Raw genomic sequence first — 20,689 nt, 5'->3', positions numbered from 1 at the left:
TATTTCGGGGCGCTGTCTACAACTCCGCTGTGAACCTGCTTCCAATCGAATCCAATCTTATCATGACGAACCCAACTGTTTCTGCCAGTCTGTTTAGCGCCATCGAGATGGCCCCACGCGACCCGATCCTGGGCATCACCGAAGCATTTAACGCGGACCAGAATCCCGCCAAAATCAATCTGGGCGTTGGCGTCTATTATGACGACAACGGCAAGGTGCCTCTGTTAGCTTGCGTACGCAAGGCGGAAGCCATCCTGATCGAACAGGCCGCCCCACGCACCTATCTGCCGATCGAAGGCCTCGCTGCCTACGACAAGGCGGTGCAAGAACTCGTATTTGGCGCCGATAGCGCCGTAATTCAAGAGCGCCGCGCCATCACCGTGCAAGCCATCGGCGGCACGGGCGCACTGAAGATCGGTGCCGACTTCCTGCAGCGCTTCGCGCCGGGTGCCCAGGTCTACATCAGCGACCCGAGCTGGGAAAACCACCGCGCGCTGTTCGAGAACGCCGGTTTCGTTGTGAATAACTACACGTACTACGATGCCGTCACCCATGGCGTGAACTTCGACGGCATGCTGGCCAGCCTGAACGCCATGCCGGCCGGTTCCATCGTCGTGCTGCACGCCTGCTGCCACAACCCGACCGGCGCCGACCTGAGCGTGGCCCAGTGGGACCAGATCATCGCCGTCGTCACGTCGCGCGGCCTGGTGCCGTTCCTGGACATGGCTTATCAGGGCTTCGCCAACGGCATCGCCGAAGACGGCGCCGTGGTGCGCCGCTTTGCCGACGCGGGCGGCCCGCTGCTGGTGTCGAACTCGTTCTCGAAATCGTTCTCGCTGTACGGCGAGCGCGTGGGCGCCCTGAGCGTCGTCGCCGCCAGCGCCGATGAGGCGGCCCGTCTGCTGTCGCAACTGAAGCGCGTCGTGCGCACCAACTACTCGAACCCGCCAGTCCACGGCGGCAAGGTGGTCGCCACCGTCCTGGCCACGCCGGAACTGCGCCAGCTGTGGGAAGAGGAACTGGCCGGCATGCGCGTGCGCATCCGCGAAATGCGCAATGCCTTCGTGGAAAAGCTGAAAGCCAAGGCGCCAGGCCACGACTTCGAATTCGTGCGCCAGCAAATCGGCATGTTCTCGTACTCGGGCCTGAGCAAGGAACAAGTGGCTTCCCTGCGCGAGCAATCGATCTACGCCGTCGACACGGGCCGTATCTGCGTGGCAGCATTGAATTCGCGCAACATCGACATCGTTATTGACGCGATCGCCAAAGTGCTTTAAGATCTTGCTTCTTCGGCGCTGCATGCAAGTGCGGCGCGGATGGCAGTAGAAAGTCGGCGATGGCCGTGTTTGTGAAGATGCAGTATCCGTCTTGCAAATATGGAACAAGCGACATATAATATTGCCTCTTTTCCCTGATAGCTCAGTTGGTAGAGCGACGGACTGTTAATCCGCAGGTCCCTGGTTCGAGTCCAGGTCGGGGAGCCAGAATTCGGAAGGCCACGTTGAAAAACGTGGCCTTTTTTGTTTTTGCGCTGTCGGCGGGCAACTGCTGTCCGGGATAGAAATTTCCCTGGGGGAATCTGGACATGTGCTTGCTTGCCCTATATAATACGGCCTCTTTTCCCTGATAGCTCAGTTGGTAGAGCGACGGACTGTTAATCCGCAGGTCCCTGGTTCGAGTCCAGGTCGGGGAGCCAGAACATCAGCAGTATCGAAAAGCCCAGCCTTCACCGGTTGGGCTTTTTGCGTTTCAGAGCCTGCATGAGGCATCCGTGTCATGACTCTTGATCCCGCGCATAAGCCGCCAGGCACCCGGCGCTATGCTGGAGGCGACAAGGCGCCGGCAGGCCTGTCATCGCCTTCAACTTCCTGGAGGGGCTGAAATGGATGAGGTCACAAGTGTTGGGTCGGCAACGATCGTGCTCGTGCATGGCGGTTTTGTCGACGGGTCGGGTTGGGAAGCCGTTTACCGGGCGCTGCGTGACGAGGGTTGTCACGTTGCCATTGTGCAAAACCCAACGCTATCGCTGGCGGACGATGTGGCCGCGACCGGACGGGTCATCGCCGCGTCGCCGGGTCCCGTGGTCCTCGTTGGTCATTCGTATGGCGGTGCCGTGGTCACGCAAGCGGGGAACGATCCCAAGGTCAAGGCATTGCTCTACATCGCGGCGTTTGTGCCGGATCAAGGCGAGTCCGTCGATTCCTTGCTGAAGAATGCCCCGCCTGGCGCACCGGTGCCGCCGATCTTGCCGCCGCACGATGGCTTCCTGTTGCTCGACCAGAAAAAGTTTGCGGCCGCCTTCGCGGCCGATGTGCCCAGGGACAAGGCCCGCTTCATGGCGGTATCGCAAGTGCCCTGGGGAGTGGCCGCGCTGACCGGCGTGGTCAGCGCGCCAGCGTGGAGGAGCAAGCCCAGCTGGTACCTGGTCGCGACTGAGGACAAGATGATTGCGCCGGCGATGCAACGCAAGATGTCCGAACGCGCGGGCTCGAAGGTGGTCGAAGTCGCCGGCAGCCATGCCATTTACATTTCGCAAGCCCATGCGGTGGCGACGCTGATCCGCAAGGCCGCCGCCAGCATTGCCGGCGGCCAGGCCAGCCTGTCGGCTTCCGGGAGTGGCTTCCCGTGACGGGGCGTCGTATCAGGACTTCGGCGCCGCATCCAATGTCTTGATGATGGCTTCCTGGAACTGCACCGGTTCATCCTGGTGAATTTGATGCCCGGAATGGTCAAAGAAAAACAGCCCCTTCTTTGGCGCCTTCAATGTTTCAAAATACGCTTGCGTGATCCTGGTCGAGGTCTGGATATCGTTTTTGCCGACGAAGAAATACACGGGGCAGTCAACGCTCTTCAAGGTCCTGGGCAGATCGATGTTCATGACCTCGTTCCAGACTGGCGACCAGGTTTTCGACCATTGAAGAAAGCCCGTCTTGAAGCCCTCGCTTGTGGCAAATTCCTTGCCATCCTTGTAAAAAAGCCATTTCCTTAAATAAAACATGCTTTCGTCACTTGCAAACGGGAAACTGACGCTGTCCAGTTCCTGGCTGGCGACGGCATTGTCCTTGAAATGGGCTTTCAAGGTTTTCAGCAATTCTTTCTCGCTTTCCAGCTGGCTCACGACAGGATTGGACGCGAAATAGGCATGCAGCAGTTCCGGATGATGCTTGACGATATAAAAGCCCAGGACGTTGCCCCAGGAACTGCCCAGCAAGTATATTTTTTCCTGCTTGAGCTCTTTTTGTAGAAACGTGATGACCTGGTACGTGTCCTGCTCCATCTGTGCGACGGAAGGCTGGCTTGGCGAAGGATTCAGTTTCAGGGTTTTTCCTGCATCGCGCTGGTCCCATTGCACAAGCGTAAATCTCTTTTTCAGGATGGTAGTAAACGCATCCGCATTCTTCATCATCGAACTTCCCGGCCCGCCCGATAAAAAGAGAAGAGCAGGCTTGTTGGAGTCATCTGTTTTGATTTCCACAAACTGCTTTATCCCGCCAATGTCGGGAGTCAGCAGCGCGTCGATGGCAAGCGGAACGGGTTGTGCTTTACATGCATAAAATGGAATCAAGGCGATGAATAACACGGCCATTATGCTGTTTTTTGTCATGGGCTGTTATGGATGGTTGCTGGCAGGTATGGGGTGGCCATGTAAGATATTATCCGAATAACATGTTGCATATAAAAATATCTGCGGCGCGTCCGCAGTGGCGCCATGGCGGGCTGCGGCCTGTGTCTTTTCCCGTTTTGCGCTATCCTGAATGCAACCCCATAGGAGAGTTGACACCATGACCTGTTCTATCCCGTTGCGCCATATCGTCCTCTGTGATTTTCTTGAGGACATCACACCGGCCAAGCATGCCGAGCTGGTCTATGAATTTTCCCAGCTTAAACATCGCATCCCCGGCGTGCTGCAATTCGAATGGGGGCCGAACGTCAGCCCGGAAGGTCTCGATGACGGCTTTACCGATTGCTTCAGCTTGAGTTTTGCCGATACGGGCGCGCGCGATGCGTATCTGACCCATGCCGCGCACCAGGCTTTTGTCGAGCTGCTTAAGCCATGGCTGGGCCGCGTACTCGTGTTCGACTATCATCCGCAGGAAAATCCGGGCTGAGAGGCGCCGCGCATAAATTTTTTCGCGTAAATCTGGACAACTGAAAATTTGCGCTATAGAATGCGGCCTCTTTTCCCTGATAGCTCAGTTGGTAGAGCGACGGACTGTTAATCCGCAGGTCCCTGGTTCGAGTCCAGGTCGGGGAGCCAGAACATCAGCAGTATCGAAAAGCCCAGCCTTCACCGGTTGGGCTTTTTGCATTGTGACATTGCACGCAGATGTGTCGAAAAGCATCTGTCATACTTGCAGGGCATATTTGCCGCCTCTCGAGGAACACAAGCCTTCCCATGAAGAATATCTGCGCCCTGGTGCTGATGCTGGCCGCCGGCATCGTCTATGCGCCCCTTGCCGGCGGCCAGGGACGCCAGCCCTTATCCGAAGCGAAGGTCAAGCAGCAGATCATCGCCGAGTCGATTGCCGCCTATCCCGGGCGCTGCCCCTGTCCCTACCATGCCGCCAAGAATGGCAGCGCTTGCGGAGGACGCAGCGCATGGAGCAGGAAGGGCGGTTATGCCCCCATTTGCTACGAACGCGAAATCAGCAGCGAGATGGTGCGCAAGTGGCGCGAGGAAAATGCCGCGGCGCCGTGACCATTGCCCCGTGCGCAGCGCCTGCAGCTGTGCCGGCGTGGGGGCGATGCCCAGGCGGCCCCATAAATCGTGGTACAGCCTGACCGGCACGAGGCTCGTATGGCCATCGATATCGCCGGGCGCCACCCTCGTGCGATGCCGCCATCCCGACCCTGGCCAGCACATGTTCTTGCTGGGCAGACAGCCGGCATCCATGCCGGCATCGCGCAGGGCAAATTCTCAATAGTAATACTACATTGGCAGACAATTTACTTCTGTAGGATAATGTGGAACCGGTTCCATTTATGCGCAAATGCAATGTGGCGCAATCATCGAAGTCAATAAAACAACAAGTCTTGCGGGAGTCTCATGAACTATCCAGGCAGCGAACCATCTGCAACATCCGTTTCATCCCTTCCCCGCATCAGCCGCCGCCACGCCCTGATCGGCCTGGCCGCCTTGCTGGCGCAGGCCGGTTTCTGGAGCAATCCGCTCTCGGCCGCCATGCCGGCGCCAGCCAGCGCTCCGGCGCCCGGCCTGGCGCCCGCCACGATGCTGTTCTACACCTTGTCGCAAACCATCACGGGCCACCGCGATCTGTCCGCCGCGACGGCGGCGCGCATCGAGCAAGCCATGCGCACGAACGTGCCCGGCTTCGCCGAGCGCTTGCCGCAACTGGGCGCGCTGCTCGTCACGGGCCAGGAAGCCAAGGCGCTGCTGGCCGCCGCCAGCGCCGCCGATGCGGCTTTGCGTGAGCTGGCGCTGGCCATCGTTGCCGCCTGGTACACGGGCACCGTCGCCGGCCATCCTGAGCAGGGCACGAAGTCCATCGTCGTCGCGTATGCGGAAGCCTTGATGTACCGCACGGTGGCCGATGGCCAGGTCGTGCCGACCTATTGCAATTACGGCCCTCTGTGGTGGCTGAAGGCGCCGCCGGCCGTGCGCGTCTCCGCGCCCGTGGCGCCCAAACCCGTACCGGCCCCGGCCACCACCGGCACTCCCGAACCGAAAGGCAAGCAAGCAAAATGAAATCCCCCCAATTCAAGAGTAATGGCGACGTCGTCGCCGATGTCGTCATCGTCGGCACGGGTGTCGTCGGCGCCATGATGGCCGACCAGCTGGCCGCGCAAGGCCATTCCGTGATCATGCTGGAAGCGGGCCTGCGCATCGAGCGGGGACAAGCCGTGGAAAACTGGCGCAACATGCCGTTCGAGAACCGCGTCGGTTCCGACTTCCAGGGCCTGTATCCGCAGGCGGACAATGCGCCCGCGCCCCTGTATTTCCCGAAGAATAACTATGTGGAATTGTCCGGTCCCAGCGGCAGCAGTTTCCAGCAGGGCTATCTGCGCACGGTGGGCGGCACGACCTGGCATTGGGCCGCGTCGTGCTGGCGCCATTTGCCGTCGGACATGCGCATGAAGAGCGATTACGGCGTCGGGCGCGACTGGGCCATTTCCTATGAGGAACTGGAACCCTACTATTGCCGCGCCGAGCAGGAAATGGGCGTGGCCGGCCCCAACGATCCCGCCTTGCAGTCGCCCAGCGAGCGCAGCGCGCCGTACCCGATGGACATGGTGCCCTGGGGCTATGGCGACAAGCGCTTCGCCGAAGTGGTCAACCCGCACGGCTACCGTTCCGTGCCGATTCCGCAAGGGCGCTCGACGCGTCCGTGGCAGGGCCGTCCCACGTGCTGCGGCAATAACAATTGCCAGCCGATCTGCCCCATCGGCGCCATGTACAACGGCATCCACCACGTCGAGCGGGCCGAGCTGAAAGGCGCGGGCGTGCTGGCCGAGGCCGTCGTCTACCGCATCGACACGGACCAGAACAATCGCGTCACCGCCGTGCACTGGTATGACGCCAAGAAACAGTCGCACATGGCGACGGGCAAGGCCTTCGTCATCGCCTGCAACGGCATCGAAACGCCCCGTTTGCTGCTTCTGGCGGCGAACCAGAACAATCCGAACGGCATCGCCAACAGTTCGGATCAAGTCGGCCGCAACATGATGGACCACTCGGGTTTCCACTGTACCTTCCTGGCCAATGAACCGATCTGGACGGGCCGTGGCCCCGCGCAGAGCAGCTGTCTGGTGGGCCCGCGCGACGGCGCCTTCCGCGCGCAGTATTCGGCCAACAAGATGATCCTGAACAATATCACCAGGGTGGGACCTGCTACGCAGCAGTCGTTGAAGCTGGGCCTGGTGGGGAAGGATCTCGACGACGAGATCCGCCGCCGCGCCGCGTTCGGCGTCGACCTGTCGATCAGCCTGGAACCGCTGCCCGAAGCGCACAACCGTTTGACCTTGAGCAAGACGCGCAACGACCCGCTGGGCCTGGCCTGTCCCGACATCTACTATGACGTGGGCGATTACGTGCGCAATGGCGCGAAGGCCGCGCATGCGCAGCTCGAACACATCGGCAAGCTGTTCGGCGCCGTGGAATTCCATATCACCGACAGCCTGAACGCGAATAACCACATCATGGGCGGCGTCATCATGGGCAGCAATCGCGCCGATTCGGTTGTCGACGGCAATTGCCGCGCCCACGACCACGCCAACCTGTGGCTGCCGGGCGGCGGCGCCATGCCGTCGGCCAGCGTCGTCAACACGACCCTCAGCATGGCCGCGCTCGGCTTGCGCGCGGCCGACGACATCGCCCGCACCCTGGCAAGGGAGGCTGCATGATGCGCCGTTTCTTGCTGGGCCTGACCCTGGCGGCCGGCTTGCCGCTGGCCGCGCGTGCTTTACCACCTGTGCCGCCGGCGCCGCCCGTCACCCTGACGCCGGACCGTCCGGCCGCGCCGGCCGCAAGCACAGCCGCCAAGCCCGATGCACGGCTGGAGCGGGGCCGCTACCTGGCCATCGCGGCCGATTGCATGGCCTGCCATACGGCAGCGGGCGGCAAGCCGTATGCGGGCGGCTACGCCATCGATTCGCCGCTGGGCACGATTTATGCCACGAATATCACGCCATCGAAAAAAGGCGGAATCGGCCATTACACGGAGGCCGACTTTGCACGCGCCCTGCGCGCAGGCGTGCGCGCCGATGGCAGTCATCTGTATCCGGCCATGCCCTACACCAGCTATGCGCAGCTGACGGATGCGGACGTGGGCGACCTGTATTACTACTTCATGCAGGCAGTCAAACCCGTCGACGAGCCGGCGCGCCAGACGGCCCTGCCATTCCCGTTCAATGTGCGCCTGTCCATGCTGGGCTGGAACACCTTGTTCCTCGACAATAAACGCTTCGTGCCCGATCCGGCAAAGAGCGCGCAGATCAACCGCGGCGCCTACCTGGCCGAAGGGCTGGCGCACTGCAGCGCCTGCCATACGCCGCGCAACGCGCTGATGGCGGAAATCGGCAGCCAGACCCTGGCGGGTGCCGCGCTCGGCTCCTGGCATGCGCCGAACATCACGTCCGACAAGGTCAGCGGCATCGGCGCGTGGACGGATGCGGAGCTCACGGCCTACCTGAAGACGGGCCACGTGGAAGGCAAGGGGCAGGCGGCGGGCGGCATGGCCGAAGCCATCCAGAACAGCCTGCAATTTTTGCGCGACGACGACGTGGCCGCCATCGTCGCCTGGCTGCGCACGGTGCCGCCTGTGCGCGCACCGGGGCAGACCAAGGCTGCCTTCAGCCATGGCAGCGCCGCCAGCGAGGAAGCGGCATTGCGCGGCATGGCCGGCGCCACCGAGCGCCATTCCTTGAATAGCGGCGCCGTGCTGTTTTCCGGCTATTGCGCCAGCTGCCATTCGGCCAGCGGCGCCGGCAGCACGGGGCAAAGTTATCCGGCCCTGTTCAACAACACGGCGACGGGCGGCAATACGCCGGCCAACCTGGTCTCGGCCATCCTGTTTGGCGTCGAGCGCAAGATCGAAGGGGAAGAGCACGAAGCCTTCATGCCCCGCTTCGACCAGCGCTCGTACGTGCAGCCCTTGACGGATGAGCAGATCGCTTCGATCGCCAATTACGTGCTGAAACAGTACGGCAACCCGGAGGTGTCGGTGACGCCTGCCTACGTGGCGCAGGCGCGCAGCGGCGGCGAAAAACCCGTGCTGGCGCGGGCGCAACCGTTCATGCTGCCGGGCGGCATCGCGGCCATCTTGTTGCTGATCGCGCTGTTTGTGTGGCTGCGCCGGCGCCGTCAAGTCAAGAAATAGGCATCGGAGCCGTGGAGTATCGGCGGCGAATATGAACGTTGGGCGCAACTTGCAGTAAAATGCAGGCTGAAAAATGGTTACGAGCAATCGTAGCCATTTTTTATTCTGGCCCGACCCTGCTATCGTTCATTTGAAAATTGACAATGTCCCATTCCCTGCATCACCAATTCTTGCGTTTCGCCGCCGTCGGCGCTTCCGGCACGGCCGTGCAATACAGCGTGCTGTGGGGTGGCGTGGAATGGGCGGGCATCAGCGCCGCCGCCGCGTCCGGCATCGGCTACATCCTCGGTTCCGTCGTCAACTACCTCCTGAATTACTTTTTCACGTTTAAAAGCGACAAGGGCCATGGCGAGGCGGCGTCCAAGTATTTCACCCTGCTGGGCATCGGCTGGTGCATCAATACGGGCCTGATGTGGCTGCTGGTACACCAGCTGGGCTGGTATTACTGGCTGGCGCAGGTGCTGGCGACGGGCATCGGGCTGGTCTGGAATTTCGCGGGCAGCCGCTGGTGGGCCTTCAAGCCGGCCGGCGCGCCAGGCAAGTAATCAAGTAAGCAAGTAAGCAAGTAAGTAGTTGTTGCAAGAAAAAAAGATGCGCATAGTCCAAGACCAGGCGCGCGGTTTTACCAAAACAAGGGGTTAATCATGCAGTTCCTGGAACGCTATTTCAAACTGAAGGACAACGGGACCAATGTGCGCACGGAGCTGCTGGCCGGCCTGACCACGTTCCTGACGATGGCCTACATCATCTTCGTCAATCCGACCATCCTCGGCGACGCGGGCATGCCGAAAGACGCCGTGTTTGTCGCCACCTGCCTGGCGGCCGCCATCGGCACCCTGATCATGGGCCTGTACGCGAACTACCCGATCGCGCTGGCGCCGGGCATGGGCTTGAACGCGTATTTTTCGTATGCGGTGGTCAAGGGCATGGGCATGAGCTGGGAAGTGGCGCTGGGCGCCGTCTTCATTTCCGGCTGCCTGTTCATTCTGGTCAGCCTGTTCAAGATACGCGAGATGATCATCAACAGCATCCCGCCCGCGCTGCGCACGGCCATTACGGTCGGTATCGGCCTGTTCCTGGCCATCATTTCGCTGAAAAGCGCGGGCGTGGTGGTATCGAACCCCGCCACCATCATCGCGCTGGGCGACTTGCACCAGGCGGCGCCCATCCTGGCCATCCTCGGTTTCTTCATCATCGTTGCGCTGGACCGCCTGAAAGTGCCGGGCGCCATCCTGATCGGCATCCTCACCATCACCGTCGCCAGCTTCTTCTTTGGCGGCAACCAGTTCAACGGCATCGTCTCGGCGCCGCCCGCCATCGAACCGACCCTGTTCAAGCTCGACATCATGGGCGCGCTGTCGATCGGCATCGTCAACGTGGTGCTGGTATTTTTCCTGGTTGAACTGTTCGATGCGACGGGCACCCTGATGGGCGTGGCCAACCGTGCTGGTTTGTTGAAAGACGGCAAGATGGAACGCATGAACAAGGCCTTGCTGGCCGACAGCACGGCGATCGCCGCCGGCGCCTGCCTGGGCACGTCGAGCACCACCGCCTTCGTCGAAAGCGCTGCCGGCGTGCAGGCGGGCGGCCGCACGGGCTTGACGGCCGTCGCCGTCGCGCTGCTGTTCCTGGGCAGCCTGTTCTTCGCCCCGCTGGCGCACACGGTGCCGCCGTACGCGACGGCGCCCGCGCTGCTGTACGTGGCCTGCCTGATGCTGCGCGAACTGACGTATATCGACTGGGATGACAGCACGGAAAGCATCCCGGCCGCCATCACGGCGCTGATGATGCCGTTTACGTATTCGGTGGCCAGCGGCGTGGCCTTCGGTTTCATCACCTATGCGGTATTGAAACTGTTGACGGGCAAGGGCAAGCAGGTATCGGTAGTGGCCTACATCATCGCCGCCATCTTCCTGTTCAAGTTTATCTACCTGGGCGAATAGCAAGTTTGCCTGCAAGCAGTGACAAGGCCGCCCGTGCATCAGCAGGGCGGCCTTTTGCTTTTGGCGCCGCTTACATGAGCAGCGCGGCCACCAGGTCTTTTTTGGCGTCGCCGGCGCTGCCGTCGAAGCGCAAGGCCGCTTCCACATGCGCCAGGTGCTCGACCATCAGGCGCGCCGCCAGATCGGCGTCGCCGCTGCGTGCCGCATCGAGAAAGCGGCCATGTTCGTCGCACGAGCAGGCGGCCGCGTGACCCGACTGGTACAGCATGGTGATGAGCGAGCTGCGGCCCACCAGTTCGCGCACGATGTCGCGCAGAACGGCGTTGCCGGCGATATCGGCCAGCAAGACGTGGAAGTCGCCCAGCAGTTGCGAGCGCAGCGGCGTCGCTTGCGCCAGCGCCAGGCGTTCCGCTTTCAGGTGCCGATCGAGCATCCTGTAGTCGGCAGGTTTGGCCTGCGCGACGAATTCGCGCGCCAGGGCCGCTTCGATGATGCGCCGCGCGGCAAAGATGTCGCGCGCTTCCGCTTCGGTGGGCTGGCTGACGAAGGCGCCCTTGTCGGGCACCATGCGGATGAGTTTGTCTTTCGAGAGAATCAGCAGGGCGGCGCGTATCTTGGTGCGGCTGACGCCATACAGCCGGCACAGCGCCTCTTCGCGCAGCCGCGTACCGGGCGGCAATTGGCGCGCCACGATGGCGGCCGCCATATGTTCGGCAATTTCTGCCGAGCTGTCGCCGCTGCCGGCCTTGTCTACCAGGGTTGCGCTTGATTCTGTCATGTCGGGTAAGAGCAGTCAGCCAGGGGCAAGGCGAACCTTGCAAGCGCATGTCCGCGCGGCGGCGTGGTTGACGCCCCGCTGCCGGCATGCCGTTGTGCGCCTTGCGTATCGGCAAGGCATGGCTATTCTACTATCTTGCCTGGCGGCGTGCAGACGGGGCCTGCCGCCTGGCGAGGCATGCTCCCTGGCTGCCTGTTTTGCTGGCTATGCAGCAACCATGTAGTAACGACTGGACATGGGAAATTTTGACGTATATAATTCGGCCTCCTTTCCCTGATAGCTCAGTTGGTAGAGCGACGGACTGTTAATCCGCAGGTCCCTGGTTCGAGTCCAGGTCGGGGAGCCAGAACAAGCAGCAGCAAAGGGCCACGTGGCAACACGTGGCCCTTTTGTCATGTGCGCATGGTTTTCATCCATGCTTGCCATGCCGTCAGTGTATCAACGGCCTGCGCGATGCCATCCCGCTGGTGGCGGGGGTACGCGCAATGATGCCCGGATCAGGGATCGACAAACACGTCGAAGCGCACCTTGAGCGGGCTGCCCCAGGAGATTTCTACCCAGGCACGGAAGCCGCCGTTGTATGGCGCGATGTTATACACGGCCATGCGGGCGGCGCCGATGAAACGGTCCTGGGGATTCGCGCCATATTCGCTGATATTGAGAAATACGCGCGAATTGGCGTGCACATTGGCATTGACGAAGTTGACCGAAGGATGCACGCCATTGGCCGTCCACGTATAGTAGGTGGTGAAGGCGGCGGGACTCAGGTTCAAGTCCTGTGCGGCCGCGCCTTGGGCGCTTTGGCCTTCCTGCTCCATCGGCGTATCGGTTTCATCCAGTGCCAGGTTGCTGCCGGTGCGATGTTCTACTTTCATTTCCATGATGTACTCCTGATCGATAGTTTGGACGCCGCGCCTGTCGTCGTGCGGCAAGACGCCCTATCTGTGCTGCCGTGACGGCCAGTGTCACGTCCTGGCTGATAAGGTAGCCGCCTGCTCCATGCTGTTGGAGTAATTCATTCTAGGCATACGCAGGGGCGGAAAGCGCGCTGGGCCGCCGGAAAAGCAGCGTGCGATTGTGCTGGCGCAAACACCTTGCAAGCAGGCGGCAAGATATTTTCCCCCAGGCTATTTTTACGGGGCCGCCACGCATGCGGCGCAGGACAATGGCACAATAGGCCCAGCCGACCTGCCGAGACGGAACCCGTTGCGAGCCTAGCCCATGCCGATACTGAACCTGAGTGCCGAAACCGATATCTATTACGAACTGATCGAAGGCGACCCCGTCAAGCCCTGCCTGGTATTCCTGCATGAAGGACTCGGTTGCTGTGCGATGTGGAAAGATTTTCCCGCGCAGCTATGCCAGGCGACGGGGTGCCGCGGCTTGCTGTATGACCGTCATGGCTATGGGCGGTCGTCGCCGCTGGCGGCGCGGCGCCAACTCCATTATTTGCACGACTACGCGCTGTGCGAACTGCCGCAAGTGCTGGCGGCACTGCTGCCGGGGCAGGATCATTTTCTCGTCGGCCACTCCGATGGCGGCAGCATCGCCCTGATCTATGCGGCGCAGCAGCCGCCGCGCTTGCGCGGCATCATTACCGAGGCGGCGCACGTGTTTGTCGAAGGCATCACGCTCGATGGTATCCGCGTGGCGGACGCGGCGTTTGGCGCGGGCAAGCTGCGGGCGCTGGCGAAATACCATGGCGACAAGACGGAAACCATCTTCAAGGCCTGGTCGGACACCTGGCTCAGCTACGGTTTCCAGTTCTGGAACATCGAATACCTGCTGCCTTCCGTCGAATGCCCGGCGCTGGTGGTGCAGGGCAGCGAGGACCAGTATGGCAGCGCGGCCCAGGTCGACACGATCGTGGCGCAGGCCCTCAACGCCATGCCCGCCATGGTCGAGCAGTGCGGGCATACGCCGCACCAGGAGCAGCCGCAGGCATTGCTGGCGCTGATGGAAGGTTTCTTGCAAGGCCGCATGGACGCGGCCGCTCACCCGAAAACTATATGATAGACCACCTCGATCACCTGGTATTGACCACCCGCGACAAACCGGCCTGCATCGATTTCTATACGCGCGTGCTGGGCATGCAGCTGGAAACGTTCGGCGCCGGCCGCCATGCCTTCAAGTTTGGCGCGCAAAAGATCAATCTGCATGAAGCCGGCAAGGAATTCCTGCCCAAGGCGGACCTGCCCACGCCCGGCGCGCTGGACCTGTGCTTCATCGCCGCCGTGCCGCTGGACGTGTTCATCGCCCATCTGGCGGCGCTGGGCATTGCCATCGAGGAAGGACCAGTGTCCCGCACGGGCGCCAATTGGCCCATCCGCTCCGTGTATCTGCGCGACCCGGACCGTAACCTGATCGAAGTGTCCGAGCGCGCCTGAGGTTTCATGCGGCGCCCAGGCGTTCAATGGCAGGCGGGATCGCTGTCCCAGCGGCCCGAGCAGATGCGCGAACGGCACAGCATTCCTTCGATCAGGCCCAGCTGCTGACAGCGCCGCAACAGTTCCGCCGTGTCCTGTTCCTGTTCCTGTCCCTGTTCCTGTCCCTGTCCCTGCTCCTGCTCCTGCCTGCGCAGCACCACGTCGCGCACGGGCGGCGTCGTGCCTTCCTGCCGGTGCGCATGCGCGACCATCGCCGTGAGCAAGGCGACATCGCTGTCGCTGGATGCGGCGGCCGGTTTCGCTCCCTGTGGGCGGGCGGCCGCCTGGCGCGCGGGCGGCGGCGTCTTGGGCGGCGCGCTTGCTGTGGCGGCGACTGCAGCAGGCAAGGGCGGCGCCGCCGTATTGACGATGGTGGCCGCCTGTGCCGCGTGCGGCAGCGCCGTTGCTGCTGGCGCGGGCGGAATCTCGGTCATGGCTGTGGCGGGCGCCGGCGGCAGGGGCGGCACCTCCGTGTCGTAGGCAAGCACGGCCATGATCAGCGCCGCCAGGCACAGTGCGCCGGCGGCGCCGTACCGCCAGCCGGGGCGCCAGCGCGGGGCCGGCATGGCTGCGGGCGCGGCGGCGCCGTGCTCGAGCTGTGACAGGATGCCCTTGCCTTCGATGCGCGCGCCCGCCGCGCCGGCCTTGCTCAGCAGGTCAGGACCGCGCGCCTGGCCATCTCCGGTTTTCAGTAAAGACAAAATATCACCTCCGCAATGGATCAAATTCGACTGACCTTGATGTAAACCGCGCTCATGCGGGCCGCGGACGCCTACGATCTAACGATACCGCCGAGCAATGGATTGCCCGGCCCCGCCGATTCCCGTCACGGAGCGCCCCATGTTTGTCGCCCTGGTCCTGATGTATTTCCTGCTCGCCTGTCTCGCTTGCTGGCTGCTGCTGTTTCCCGGCGGCCGCGCCATCGTGCTGCACACGCTCGTCAACCTGGGCTGGCGCATGCAGCGGCGCGCACAAGGGTTGCAGCGGGGAGGCGGCGCGCAGTGGCAGCGCATGCAGCAGCACACGGGCTCGGGCATGTCGCGTGCATGGCGGCTGCTGTGGCGGCATCGCTGGCTGAGCCTGGCAGGCAGCGTGCTGGTCATCGTGCCCCCGCTGCTGGCCTGGCTGTCCAGCGACCGCATCGCCCTGCGCGGCTATGCCGACCAGCAACACGTCATCAATGACCAGGTCAGCGACTTGCTGAAGGGCGAACAGCTGGTACCGCCACCGACCTTGCCGCCGCTGCTGTTTTCCACGGCGGAAGTCACGCAGCTGCGCCCGCTGCTGGGCGGCGCCAGCCGCAACTGGCAATTGCTCGTCCACGATTTCGCGCAGCGCCTGCTGCTGGTCTTCAAGATCATGAAGGAGGTGCATGGCTATGACATGGTCTTGCTGGAAGGCTACCGCAGTCCCGCGCGCCAGGACCAGCTGGCGGCGGCCGGGCCGAACGTGACGAACGCCAGGGCGTTTCAAAGCTATCACCAGTACGGCCTGGCCGCCGATTGCGCATTCATGCATGAAGGAAAACTCATCATTTCTGAAAAAAATGCCTGGGCCATGCGCGGCTACCGTTTGTATGGCGTGACGGCCGAATCGGTAGGCCTGCGCTGGGGCGGGCGCTGGACCATGATGGATTTTGGCCACACGGAATTGCCGCAACCGCGCGGGCCGGGCAAGTAAGCCGCGCCAGCCATTCTAGCGCCGCGTACCGGCCTGAATTTCACCGTTGCAAGCTTACTTGCGCAGCGTCAATGGCACACCGGCGCGGGCCGCGCGCTGGCGCCTGGAACTTGTCGTATGTCAACAAAGGCGCGCCGCATTGCTGTCAGCATGGGCCGAATCCGCCTCGCTGCGCGGCGGCGTTCCTCCTGTTTTGCGACCTCACCCTGGGCTCATCATGCTGCGACGACTCTGGCATTTCCTCACCGACAGCCGCAATCTGACCATCTTCGGCTTCGTGGCGCTGGCCGTGTCCCTGTACCTGGGCGCCGAGGTGCTGGAAGTGGCGCTGATCTGGGCGCTGGCCTTGCTGCTGCTGGCTTTTGTCACGTGGCTGGGCCTGTGGCTGTGGCGCCGTCGCCGCGCGCGGCGCAATGCGCAGGCGCTGGGCCAGGCCATCCTCAACGAGGCCGAGATCGCCGCTGCGCAGGCAGCCTCGTCCTCGACGGCCAGCAACACGCAGCAGGGCGAACTCGACGCCGTGCGCACGGGCATGCTGGCCGCCATCGAGACCATCAAGACATCCAAGCTGGGCCTCAAGTCGGGCGCCGCCGCCCTGTACGAATTGCCGTGGTACATGATCATCGGCAATCCGGCCGCCGGCAAGAGCAGCGCCATCCTGCATTCGGGCCTGCAGTTTCCCTTCGCCGACGGCAAGATCGTGCAAGGCGTGGGCGGCACGCGCAACTGCGACTGGTTTTTCACCACGGACGGCATCGTGCTCGATACGGCAGGGCGCTACTCCGTCGTCGACGAGCACCGGGGCGAGTGGTTCGGCTTTCTCGACCTGCTGAAAAAATACCGGCGCAAGGCACCCATCAACGGCATCCTCATCGCCGTCAGCATCGCCGAACTGAAGGGCGACCCCGACGTGGGCATGCAACTGGCGCGCAGCCTGCGCAAGCGCGTGCAGGACGTCATCGAGCGCCTGGAAGTGTTCGCGCCCCTGTACATCGTGTTTACCAAGGCGGACCTGATCGCCGGCTTCACGGAGTTTTTTGCCGATGCCGAACGCAGCGAGCGCGAGCGCGTCTGGGGCGCCACCATGCCCTACCAGCGCAAGCTGCCCACGGCCGACCTGCTGAGTTTTTTCGATCAGAGTTTCGATGAATTGCACGATGGCTTGACGGAGCTGAGCCTGGCCAACATGGCGCACCGGCAACGCAAGACGATGGCTCCGGGCGTGTTTACGTTTCCGCTGGAATTTGCCGCCATCAAGCCGGCCCTGCGCGCCTTCATCGCCACCCTGTTCGAGGAAAACCCGTTCCAGTTCCAGCCCGTGTTCCGCGGTTTTTACTTCACCAGCGCGCTGCAGGAGGGCGAGCCCGTCAGTGCCTCCTCGCAGCAGGTGGCGCGCCGCTTCGACCTGGCCTTCGCGCCGGCCCCGGCCACGGCGCCATCGGGCGCGCGCCAGCATGGCTATTTCCTGCTGGAGTTGTTCCGCAAGGTGATTTTTGCCGACAAGCACCTCGTGGCCACCTATGCCAACCGCGCCAGGCTGCGCTTCAAATATGCCGTGTTCTTCGCCGCCACGGTGTCGCTGGGCGCCTGCCTGGGCGGCTGGAGCTGGTCCTACCTGGGCAACCGCCAACTGGTGGCCAACGTCGAAGCCGATCTGAATAAAGTCGTGAAGCTGCAGGAGAAACGCCTGGACTTGCAATCGCGCCTGGAAGCGCTCGAGATCTTGCAGGACCGCATCGAGCAGCTGGACGCGTACCGCACGCAACGGCCGTGGTCCTTGCGCCTGGGCCTGTACCAGGGCGATTTACTGGAGCGCAAGCTGCGCGAGGAATACTTTGCCGGCGCGCGCCAGCTCATGCTGACCCCCGTGGCGGGCGCGCTGGAAGCCTTGCTGTTCGAGATGAACGCCAGCGCCGACCAGCTGCAGCCCACGGCGCGCACGCCGCAGACGCCGGGCGCCGTATCGCCCGCTGCGGGGCCCGCCGCGCCGCGCAGCGTGCAATACCAGGCGGCCAGCGCGACGAATGTGGAAGACGCTTACAACGCGCTGAAAACCTATCTGATGCTGGCCGACAAGACGCATGCGGAAAGCAGCCACCTGAACGACCAGATGACGCGCTTCTGGCGCGACTGGCTGGAGGGCAACCGGGGCGCCATGCCGCGCGAGCAGATGATACGCAGCGCCGAACGGCTGCTGACGTTTTACCTGGCGCAGATCGGCGACCCGTCCTGGCCGCGCATCGAGCAAAAGCTGGCGCTGGTCGACCAGGCGCGCGAAAACCTGCGCCGCGTGGTGCGCGGCATGCCGGCGCGCGAGCGCGTGTATGCCGACATCAAGGCGCGCGCCTCGACGCGCTTTCCCGGCATGACGGTGGCGCGCATCGTCGGCGAACAGGATCAGGCCCTGCTGGCGGGCAGCTATGCCGTCTCCGGCGCCTTTACGCGCCAGGCCTGGGAAAAGTTCGTCGAAGGCGCGTTTCGCGATGCCGCCAACCGCGAACTGCAAAGCGCCGACTGGGTGCTGAAAAGCGCTTCCACCGACGACCTGACCCTGGAAGGCAGCCCGGAGCAGATCGAGAAAAACCTGGTGGCCATGTACAAGGCCGACTACGCGCGCGAATGGCAAAAATTCGTGCAGGGCGTCGCCGTCGCCGACCTGAAGGGTTTTGACGGCGCCGTGCAGGCGATGAACCGCCTGGGCGACCCGCAGTCGTCGCCAATCGCCAAACTGCTGACGACGATTTACGAGGAAACCTCGTGGGACAACCCGGCGCTGCAAAATGCCCAATTGCGCAAGGCCGAGCGGGGCATCATCGCGTGGTTCAAGGACACCGTGCTGCGTCGCGCGCCGTCGCAGCTGACGGCCAATCCCGGCGTCAATGCGCAGCTCGATCCGGCGCGCCTGGACAAACCGATGGGCCCTGTGGGACGCGAATTTGCCGGCGTGGGCAAGCTGGTGGCGGCCAGGGACAACAATGCCTCGCTGATGCGCGCCTACCTGGAAGCGCTGTCGAAACTGCGCAGCCGCTTGAACCTGCTGAAGAACCAGGGAGACGCAGGACCGGGCGCGCGCCAGTTCATGCAGCAGACCTTGGAGGGCAGCGGCTCCGAGCTGGCCGACGCCCTGAAACTGGTCGACGAGCAGCTGCTCACGGGGATGAGCGACGCGCAAAAGCAGGCGATACGTCCCATCCTCGTGCGCCCGCTGATGCAGACCTTTGCCGTCATCGTCGCACCGGCCGAACTCGATATCAACAAGACCTGGGCGGCGCAGGTATATGAACCGTTCCAGAAATCGCTGGCCAACAAGTATCCGTTCGCGCCCACGGCGCGCATCGAGGCGAGCAATCTGGAGATCGGGCAGTTCTTCGGCCCGGAAGGCCTGGTGGCGAAATTCGTCACGACGTCGATGGGCCCCCTGGTGGTGCGGCGCGGCGACGTGCTGGCGCCGCGTACCTGGGCCGACATGGGCATCAGCCTGTCGCCGCAGGTGGTGGCGCGCTTCCCCGGCTGGATCGCGCCGCTGGGCGCGGGCGGCGTGGCGGCCACGTCGACGGCGGCGCAAACCGTGTTCCAGATCCAGCCGTCGCCCGCACCGGGCACGCTGGAATACACGGTGGAGATCGACGGCCAGCAGCTGCGCTACCGCAACACGCCGGCGCAGTGGACGAACATGGTCCATCCGGGGCCGCAGGGCGCGGCGGGCATGCAGGGGGCGCGCATCACGGCCGTCACCTTCGACGGACGCACGGTGGAACTGTTCAACGAGCCGGGGCAGTTCGGCTTGAAGCGCATGATCGATGCGGCGAGCAAAAAGCGCAAGGACGGCGGCGTGTTCGAACTGCGCTGGGCGCGCGGCGAGGTGGCCGTGGCGGTCGACCTGAAAATCACCAGCAGCGCGGAAACGACGGCGACGGGTGCGGGCGGGACTGCGGCGGTGCAGGAGCAGGGCTTTCGCGGCATGCAGCTGCCCGAGACCATCGTGGGTGCGCCTGCTCCTGTGCCGGTCATCGCCGCGACTGCGGGAGTGTCGCCATGATGCGCGCGCAACAGCAGGTGCGCCTCGGTTACTTCGGCAAGATCCCCGCGCGCGGCGATTTCATCAAGGCTTGCGACAATCACGCGCTGGTGCAGCTGCTCGACGACTGGCTGGCGCAGGTCATGACTGCGCTGACGGTGGAGCCGCGCTGGAAGCTCAATTACGACGCCTTGCCGCCGCTGCGCTTCGCCTTCGTCGGCACGCGCAGCCGGCGCGCCATCGCCGGGCGCCTCGAAGCGAGCAACGACCAGTCGCAGCGGCGCTTCCCCTTCATGGCCATGGGCGCGCTGGAAATCGACGCCGCCGAAGCCTTTGTCGGCTGCAGCCCGCTGGCGCTGGCGCCGCTGTGGCAGCGCGTGGAGCAGCTGTCGCAGGGTATCGTGGCCAGCCCGGAGCCGGGTCCGGCCTTGCTGGCGCTGGCCGGCAACGTGGTGGAAATTGAACCGGCCGCGCCTGAGCACGCGGCGCGGCTGGCCGCCTTTCTGCAGGCGCAGACCGTGCATGGCCTGCAAACGATGCTCGCTTCGCCCGCGTTCCCGGTGACGGTGCGCGAATTGCTGCTGGGCCTGGGCCTGCTGCTGCAGCCGGTGCGGCGGAGCGGCTTGCCGCGCCTGGAAAAAAGCCTGGTGCTGCCGCTGCCGCAAGATGCGCAGCTGCGCGAGCTGGTGGCCAGCTTCTGGCTGCATCTGATTGCGCCTTTCCTGCGCCAGGCCGATTTCGAACTGGCGCTGTTCTTTTCCCACCTCGACGAGGCGCCCATGCTGGTGATCGGCTTTTGCGGCGCCGACCCGCATGGCTTGCGCGCGCTGATCGATCCGCAGGCCGGCAGCGAACGGCTGATCATCTTCGACCAGCTCGACTGGGTCGAGGAGCAGCTGGGACACGCATCGGCGCTGCGCCGGTTGTCCGCCTGCCTGCAGCAGGAGCAGCTGTCGCTGCGCTCGGCCTGCGCCATGTTCACGGATACCTTTGCCTGAAGGATTGCG

The 20,689-nt window shown here is 63.4% G+C and carries 18 protein-coding genes and 4 tRNA genes; 18 read left to right on the top strand and 4 right to left on the bottom strand.

Annotation, left to right across the window (positions count from 1 at the left end; genetic code table 11):
* Positions 1-62 precede the first annotated feature (62 nt).
* From CSQ95_RS26395 to CSQ95_RS26380, 4 genes are all read left to right on the top strand, one after another.
* Positions 63-1,277 carry an amino acid aminotransferase gene (locus CSQ95_RS26395; RefSeq protein ID WP_175444695.1) on the top strand — a complete coding sequence of 405 codons (1,215 nt, stop codon included), beginning with the start codon at positions 63-65 and terminating at the stop codon, positions 1,275-1,277.
* 131 nt (positions 1,278-1,408) lie between these two features.
* Positions 1,409-1,484 (top strand) — tRNA-Asn (locus tag CSQ95_RS26390).
* A 136-nt stretch (positions 1,485-1,620) separates the two neighbouring features.
* Positions 1,621-1,696, top strand: a tRNA-Asn gene (locus CSQ95_RS26385).
* A 186-nt stretch (positions 1,697-1,882) separates the two neighbouring features.
* Entirely contained in the window at positions 1,883-2,629 is a 747-nt protein-coding gene (locus CSQ95_RS26380; RefSeq protein WP_099411630.1) for an alpha/beta hydrolase, read from the top strand.
* Between the two features lie 12 nt (positions 2,630-2,641).
* Here CSQ95_RS26380 and CSQ95_RS26375 read toward each other — a convergent pair whose 3' ends face one another.
* Entirely contained in the window at positions 2,642-3,580 is a 939-nt protein-coding gene (locus CSQ95_RS26375; RefSeq protein WP_257218233.1) for an alpha/beta fold hydrolase, read from the bottom strand.
* 202 nt (positions 3,581-3,782) lie between these two features.
* On the opposite strand from CSQ95_RS26375, the gene CSQ95_RS26370 reads away from it, so the two are divergent.
* From CSQ95_RS26370 to CSQ95_RS26335, 8 genes are all read left to right on the top strand, one after another.
* Positions 3,783-4,109 (top strand): Dabb family protein, encoded by a 327-nt coding sequence (locus tag CSQ95_RS26370; RefSeq protein ID WP_070224169.1) that lies wholly within the window; start codon positions 3,783-3,785, stop codon positions 4,107-4,109.
* Positions 4,110-4,182: 73 nt separating this feature from the next.
* A tRNA-Asn gene (locus tag CSQ95_RS26365) sits at positions 4,183-4,258 on the top strand.
* Positions 4,259-4,396: 138 nt separating this feature from the next.
* Positions 4,397-4,699, top strand: coding sequence for a hypothetical protein (locus CSQ95_RS26360; protein WP_205602266.1), 303 nt, complete (start codon positions 4,397-4,399; stop codon positions 4,697-4,699).
* Positions 4,700-5,047: 348 nt separating this feature from the next.
* Positions 5,048-5,707, top strand: a complete 660-nt coding sequence (locus tag CSQ95_RS26355) for a sugar dehydrogenase complex small subunit (protein WP_099411628.1) — start codon at positions 5,048-5,050, stop codon at positions 5,705-5,707.
* Positions 5,704-7,362, top strand: a complete 1,659-nt coding sequence (locus CSQ95_RS26350; protein WP_099411627.1) for a GMC family oxidoreductase — start codon at positions 5,704-5,706, stop codon at positions 7,360-7,362. Before CSQ95_RS26355 ends, CSQ95_RS26350 begins: the two co-directional genes overlap by 4 nt.
* Positions 7,359-8,837 (top strand): cytochrome c, encoded by a 1,479-nt coding sequence (locus tag CSQ95_RS26345; RefSeq protein WP_257218232.1) that lies wholly within the window; start codon positions 7,359-7,361, stop codon positions 8,835-8,837. The genes CSQ95_RS26350 and CSQ95_RS26345 overlap by 4 nt, the downstream gene beginning before the upstream one ends.
* A gap of 143 nt (positions 8,838-8,980) precedes the next feature.
* Positions 8,981-9,382, top strand: a complete 402-nt coding sequence (locus CSQ95_RS26340; RefSeq protein WP_070224166.1) for a GtrA family protein — start codon at positions 8,981-8,983, stop codon at positions 9,380-9,382.
* Between the two features lie 99 nt (positions 9,383-9,481).
* Positions 9,482-10,780 carry an NCS2 family permease gene (locus tag CSQ95_RS26335; protein WP_070311893.1) on the top strand — a complete coding sequence of 433 codons (1,299 nt, stop codon included), beginning with the start codon at positions 9,482-9,484 and terminating at the stop codon, positions 10,778-10,780.
* Positions 10,781-10,850: 70 nt separating this feature from the next.
* On the opposite strand, the gene CSQ95_RS26330 is transcribed toward CSQ95_RS26335, so the two are convergent.
* The gene (locus CSQ95_RS26330) at positions 10,851-11,558 is read right to left on the bottom strand and encodes a GntR family transcriptional regulator (RefSeq protein ID WP_099411626.1); all 708 of its coding nucleotides are present in this window, start codon (positions 11,556-11,558) and stop codon (positions 10,851-10,853) included.
* A 270-nt stretch (positions 11,559-11,828) separates the two neighbouring features.
* Between CSQ95_RS26330 and CSQ95_RS26325 the strand changes: the two genes are divergently transcribed.
* A tRNA-Asn gene (locus CSQ95_RS26325) sits at positions 11,829-11,904 on the top strand.
* A gap of 151 nt (positions 11,905-12,055) precedes the next feature.
* Here CSQ95_RS26325 and CSQ95_RS26320 read toward each other — a convergent pair.
* Entirely contained in the window at positions 12,056-12,439 is a 384-nt protein-coding gene (locus CSQ95_RS26320) for a hypothetical protein (protein WP_257218231.1), read from the bottom strand.
* 340 nt (positions 12,440-12,779) lie between these two features.
* Here CSQ95_RS26320 and CSQ95_RS26315 point away from each other — a divergent pair, with 340 nt between their 5' ends.
* A complete protein-coding gene (locus CSQ95_RS26315) occupies positions 12,780-13,571 on the top strand; it encodes an alpha/beta fold hydrolase (protein ID WP_099411624.1) in 792 nt (263 codons plus the stop codon).
* Positions 13,568-13,945, top strand: coding sequence for a VOC family protein (locus CSQ95_RS26310; protein WP_099411623.1), 378 nt, complete (start codon positions 13,568-13,570; stop codon positions 13,943-13,945). The genes CSQ95_RS26315 and CSQ95_RS26310 overlap by 4 nt, the downstream gene beginning before the upstream one ends.
* A 23-nt stretch (positions 13,946-13,968) precedes the next feature.
* Here CSQ95_RS26310 and CSQ95_RS26305 read toward each other — a convergent pair whose 3' ends face one another.
* Positions 13,969-14,685 (bottom strand): hypothetical protein, encoded by a 717-nt coding sequence (locus tag CSQ95_RS26305; protein ID WP_257218230.1) that lies wholly within the window; start codon positions 14,683-14,685, stop codon positions 13,969-13,971.
* 139 nt (positions 14,686-14,824) lie between these two features.
* Here CSQ95_RS26305 and CSQ95_RS26300 point away from each other — a divergent pair, with 139 nt between their 5' ends.
* From CSQ95_RS26300 to tagF, 3 genes are all read left to right on the top strand, one after another.
* Positions 14,825-15,664 (top strand): M15 family metallopeptidase, encoded by an 840-nt coding sequence (locus tag CSQ95_RS26300; RefSeq protein WP_099411622.1) that lies wholly within the window; start codon positions 14,825-14,827, stop codon positions 15,662-15,664.
* 217 nt (positions 15,665-15,881) lie between these two features.
* On the top strand, positions 15,882-19,703 hold the full coding sequence (gene tssM / locus CSQ95_RS26295) for a type VI secretion system membrane subunit TssM (protein WP_099411621.1): 3,822 nt from the start codon (positions 15,882-15,884) through the stop codon (positions 19,701-19,703).
* On the top strand, positions 19,700-20,680 hold the full coding sequence (gene tagF / locus CSQ95_RS26290; RefSeq protein ID WP_099411620.1) for a type VI secretion system-associated protein TagF: 981 nt from the start codon (positions 19,700-19,702) through the stop codon (positions 20,678-20,680). The genes tssM and tagF overlap by 4 nt, the downstream gene beginning before the upstream one ends.
* The last annotated feature ends 9 nt before the right edge of the window (positions 20,681-20,689 follow it).

It is taken from the genome of Janthinobacterium sp. BJB304 (assembly GCF_002735765.1).
GTDB lineage: Bacteria > Pseudomonadota > Gammaproteobacteria > Burkholderiales > Burkholderiaceae_D > Janthinobacterium.
Note: the sequence above shows the minus strand (reverse complement) of the source record. Positions and strands in the feature narration are given on the sequence as shown.

Excerpts from the sequence above, each read along its gene's own strand:
- CSQ95_RS26395 (WP_175444695.1), top strand. The coding sequence starts at position 63 with ATGACGAACCCAACTGTTTCTGCCAGTCTGTTTAGCGCCATCGAGATG.
- CSQ95_RS26380 (WP_099411630.1), top strand. The coding sequence starts at position 1,883 with ATGGATGAGGTCACAAGTGTTGGGTCGGCAACGATCGTGCTCGTGCAT.
- CSQ95_RS26370 (WP_070224169.1), top strand. The coding sequence starts at position 3,783 with ATGACCTGTTCTATCCCGTTGCGCCATATCGTCCTCTGTGATTTTCTT.
- CSQ95_RS26360 (WP_205602266.1), top strand. The coding sequence starts at position 4,397 with ATGAAGAATATCTGCGCCCTGGTGCTGATGCTGGCCGCCGGCATCGTC.
- CSQ95_RS26355 (WP_099411628.1), top strand. The coding sequence starts at position 5,048 with ATGAACTATCCAGGCAGCGAACCATCTGCAACATCCGTTTCATCCCTT.
- CSQ95_RS26350 (WP_099411627.1), top strand. The coding sequence starts at position 5,704 with ATGAAATCCCCCCAATTCAAGAGTAATGGCGACGTCGTCGCCGATGTC.
- CSQ95_RS26345 (WP_257218232.1), top strand. The coding sequence starts at position 7,359 with ATGATGCGCCGTTTCTTGCTGGGCCTGACCCTGGCGGCCGGCTTGCCG.
- CSQ95_RS26340 (WP_070224166.1), top strand. The coding sequence starts at position 8,981 with ATGTCCCATTCCCTGCATCACCAATTCTTGCGTTTCGCCGCCGTCGGC.
- CSQ95_RS26335 (WP_070311893.1), top strand. The coding sequence starts at position 9,482 with ATGCAGTTCCTGGAACGCTATTTCAAACTGAAGGACAACGGGACCAAT.
- CSQ95_RS26330 (WP_099411626.1), bottom strand. The coding sequence starts at position 11,558 with ATGACAGAATCAAGCGCAACCCTGGTAGACAAGGCCGGCAGCGGCGAC.
- CSQ95_RS26320 (WP_257218231.1), bottom strand. The coding sequence starts at position 12,439 with ATGGAAATGAAAGTAGAACATCGCACCGGCAGCAACCTGGCACTGGAT.
- CSQ95_RS26315 (WP_099411624.1), top strand. The coding sequence starts at position 12,780 with ATGCCGATACTGAACCTGAGTGCCGAAACCGATATCTATTACGAACTG.
- CSQ95_RS26310 (WP_099411623.1), top strand. The coding sequence starts at position 13,568 with ATGATAGACCACCTCGATCACCTGGTATTGACCACCCGCGACAAACCG.
- CSQ95_RS26300 (WP_099411622.1), top strand. The coding sequence starts at position 14,825 with ATGTTTGTCGCCCTGGTCCTGATGTATTTCCTGCTCGCCTGTCTCGCT.
- tssM (WP_099411621.1), top strand. The coding sequence starts at position 15,882 with ATGCTGCGACGACTCTGGCATTTCCTCACCGACAGCCGCAATCTGACC.
- tagF (WP_099411620.1), top strand. The coding sequence starts at position 19,700 with ATGATGCGCGCGCAACAGCAGGTGCGCCTCGGTTACTTCGGCAAGATC.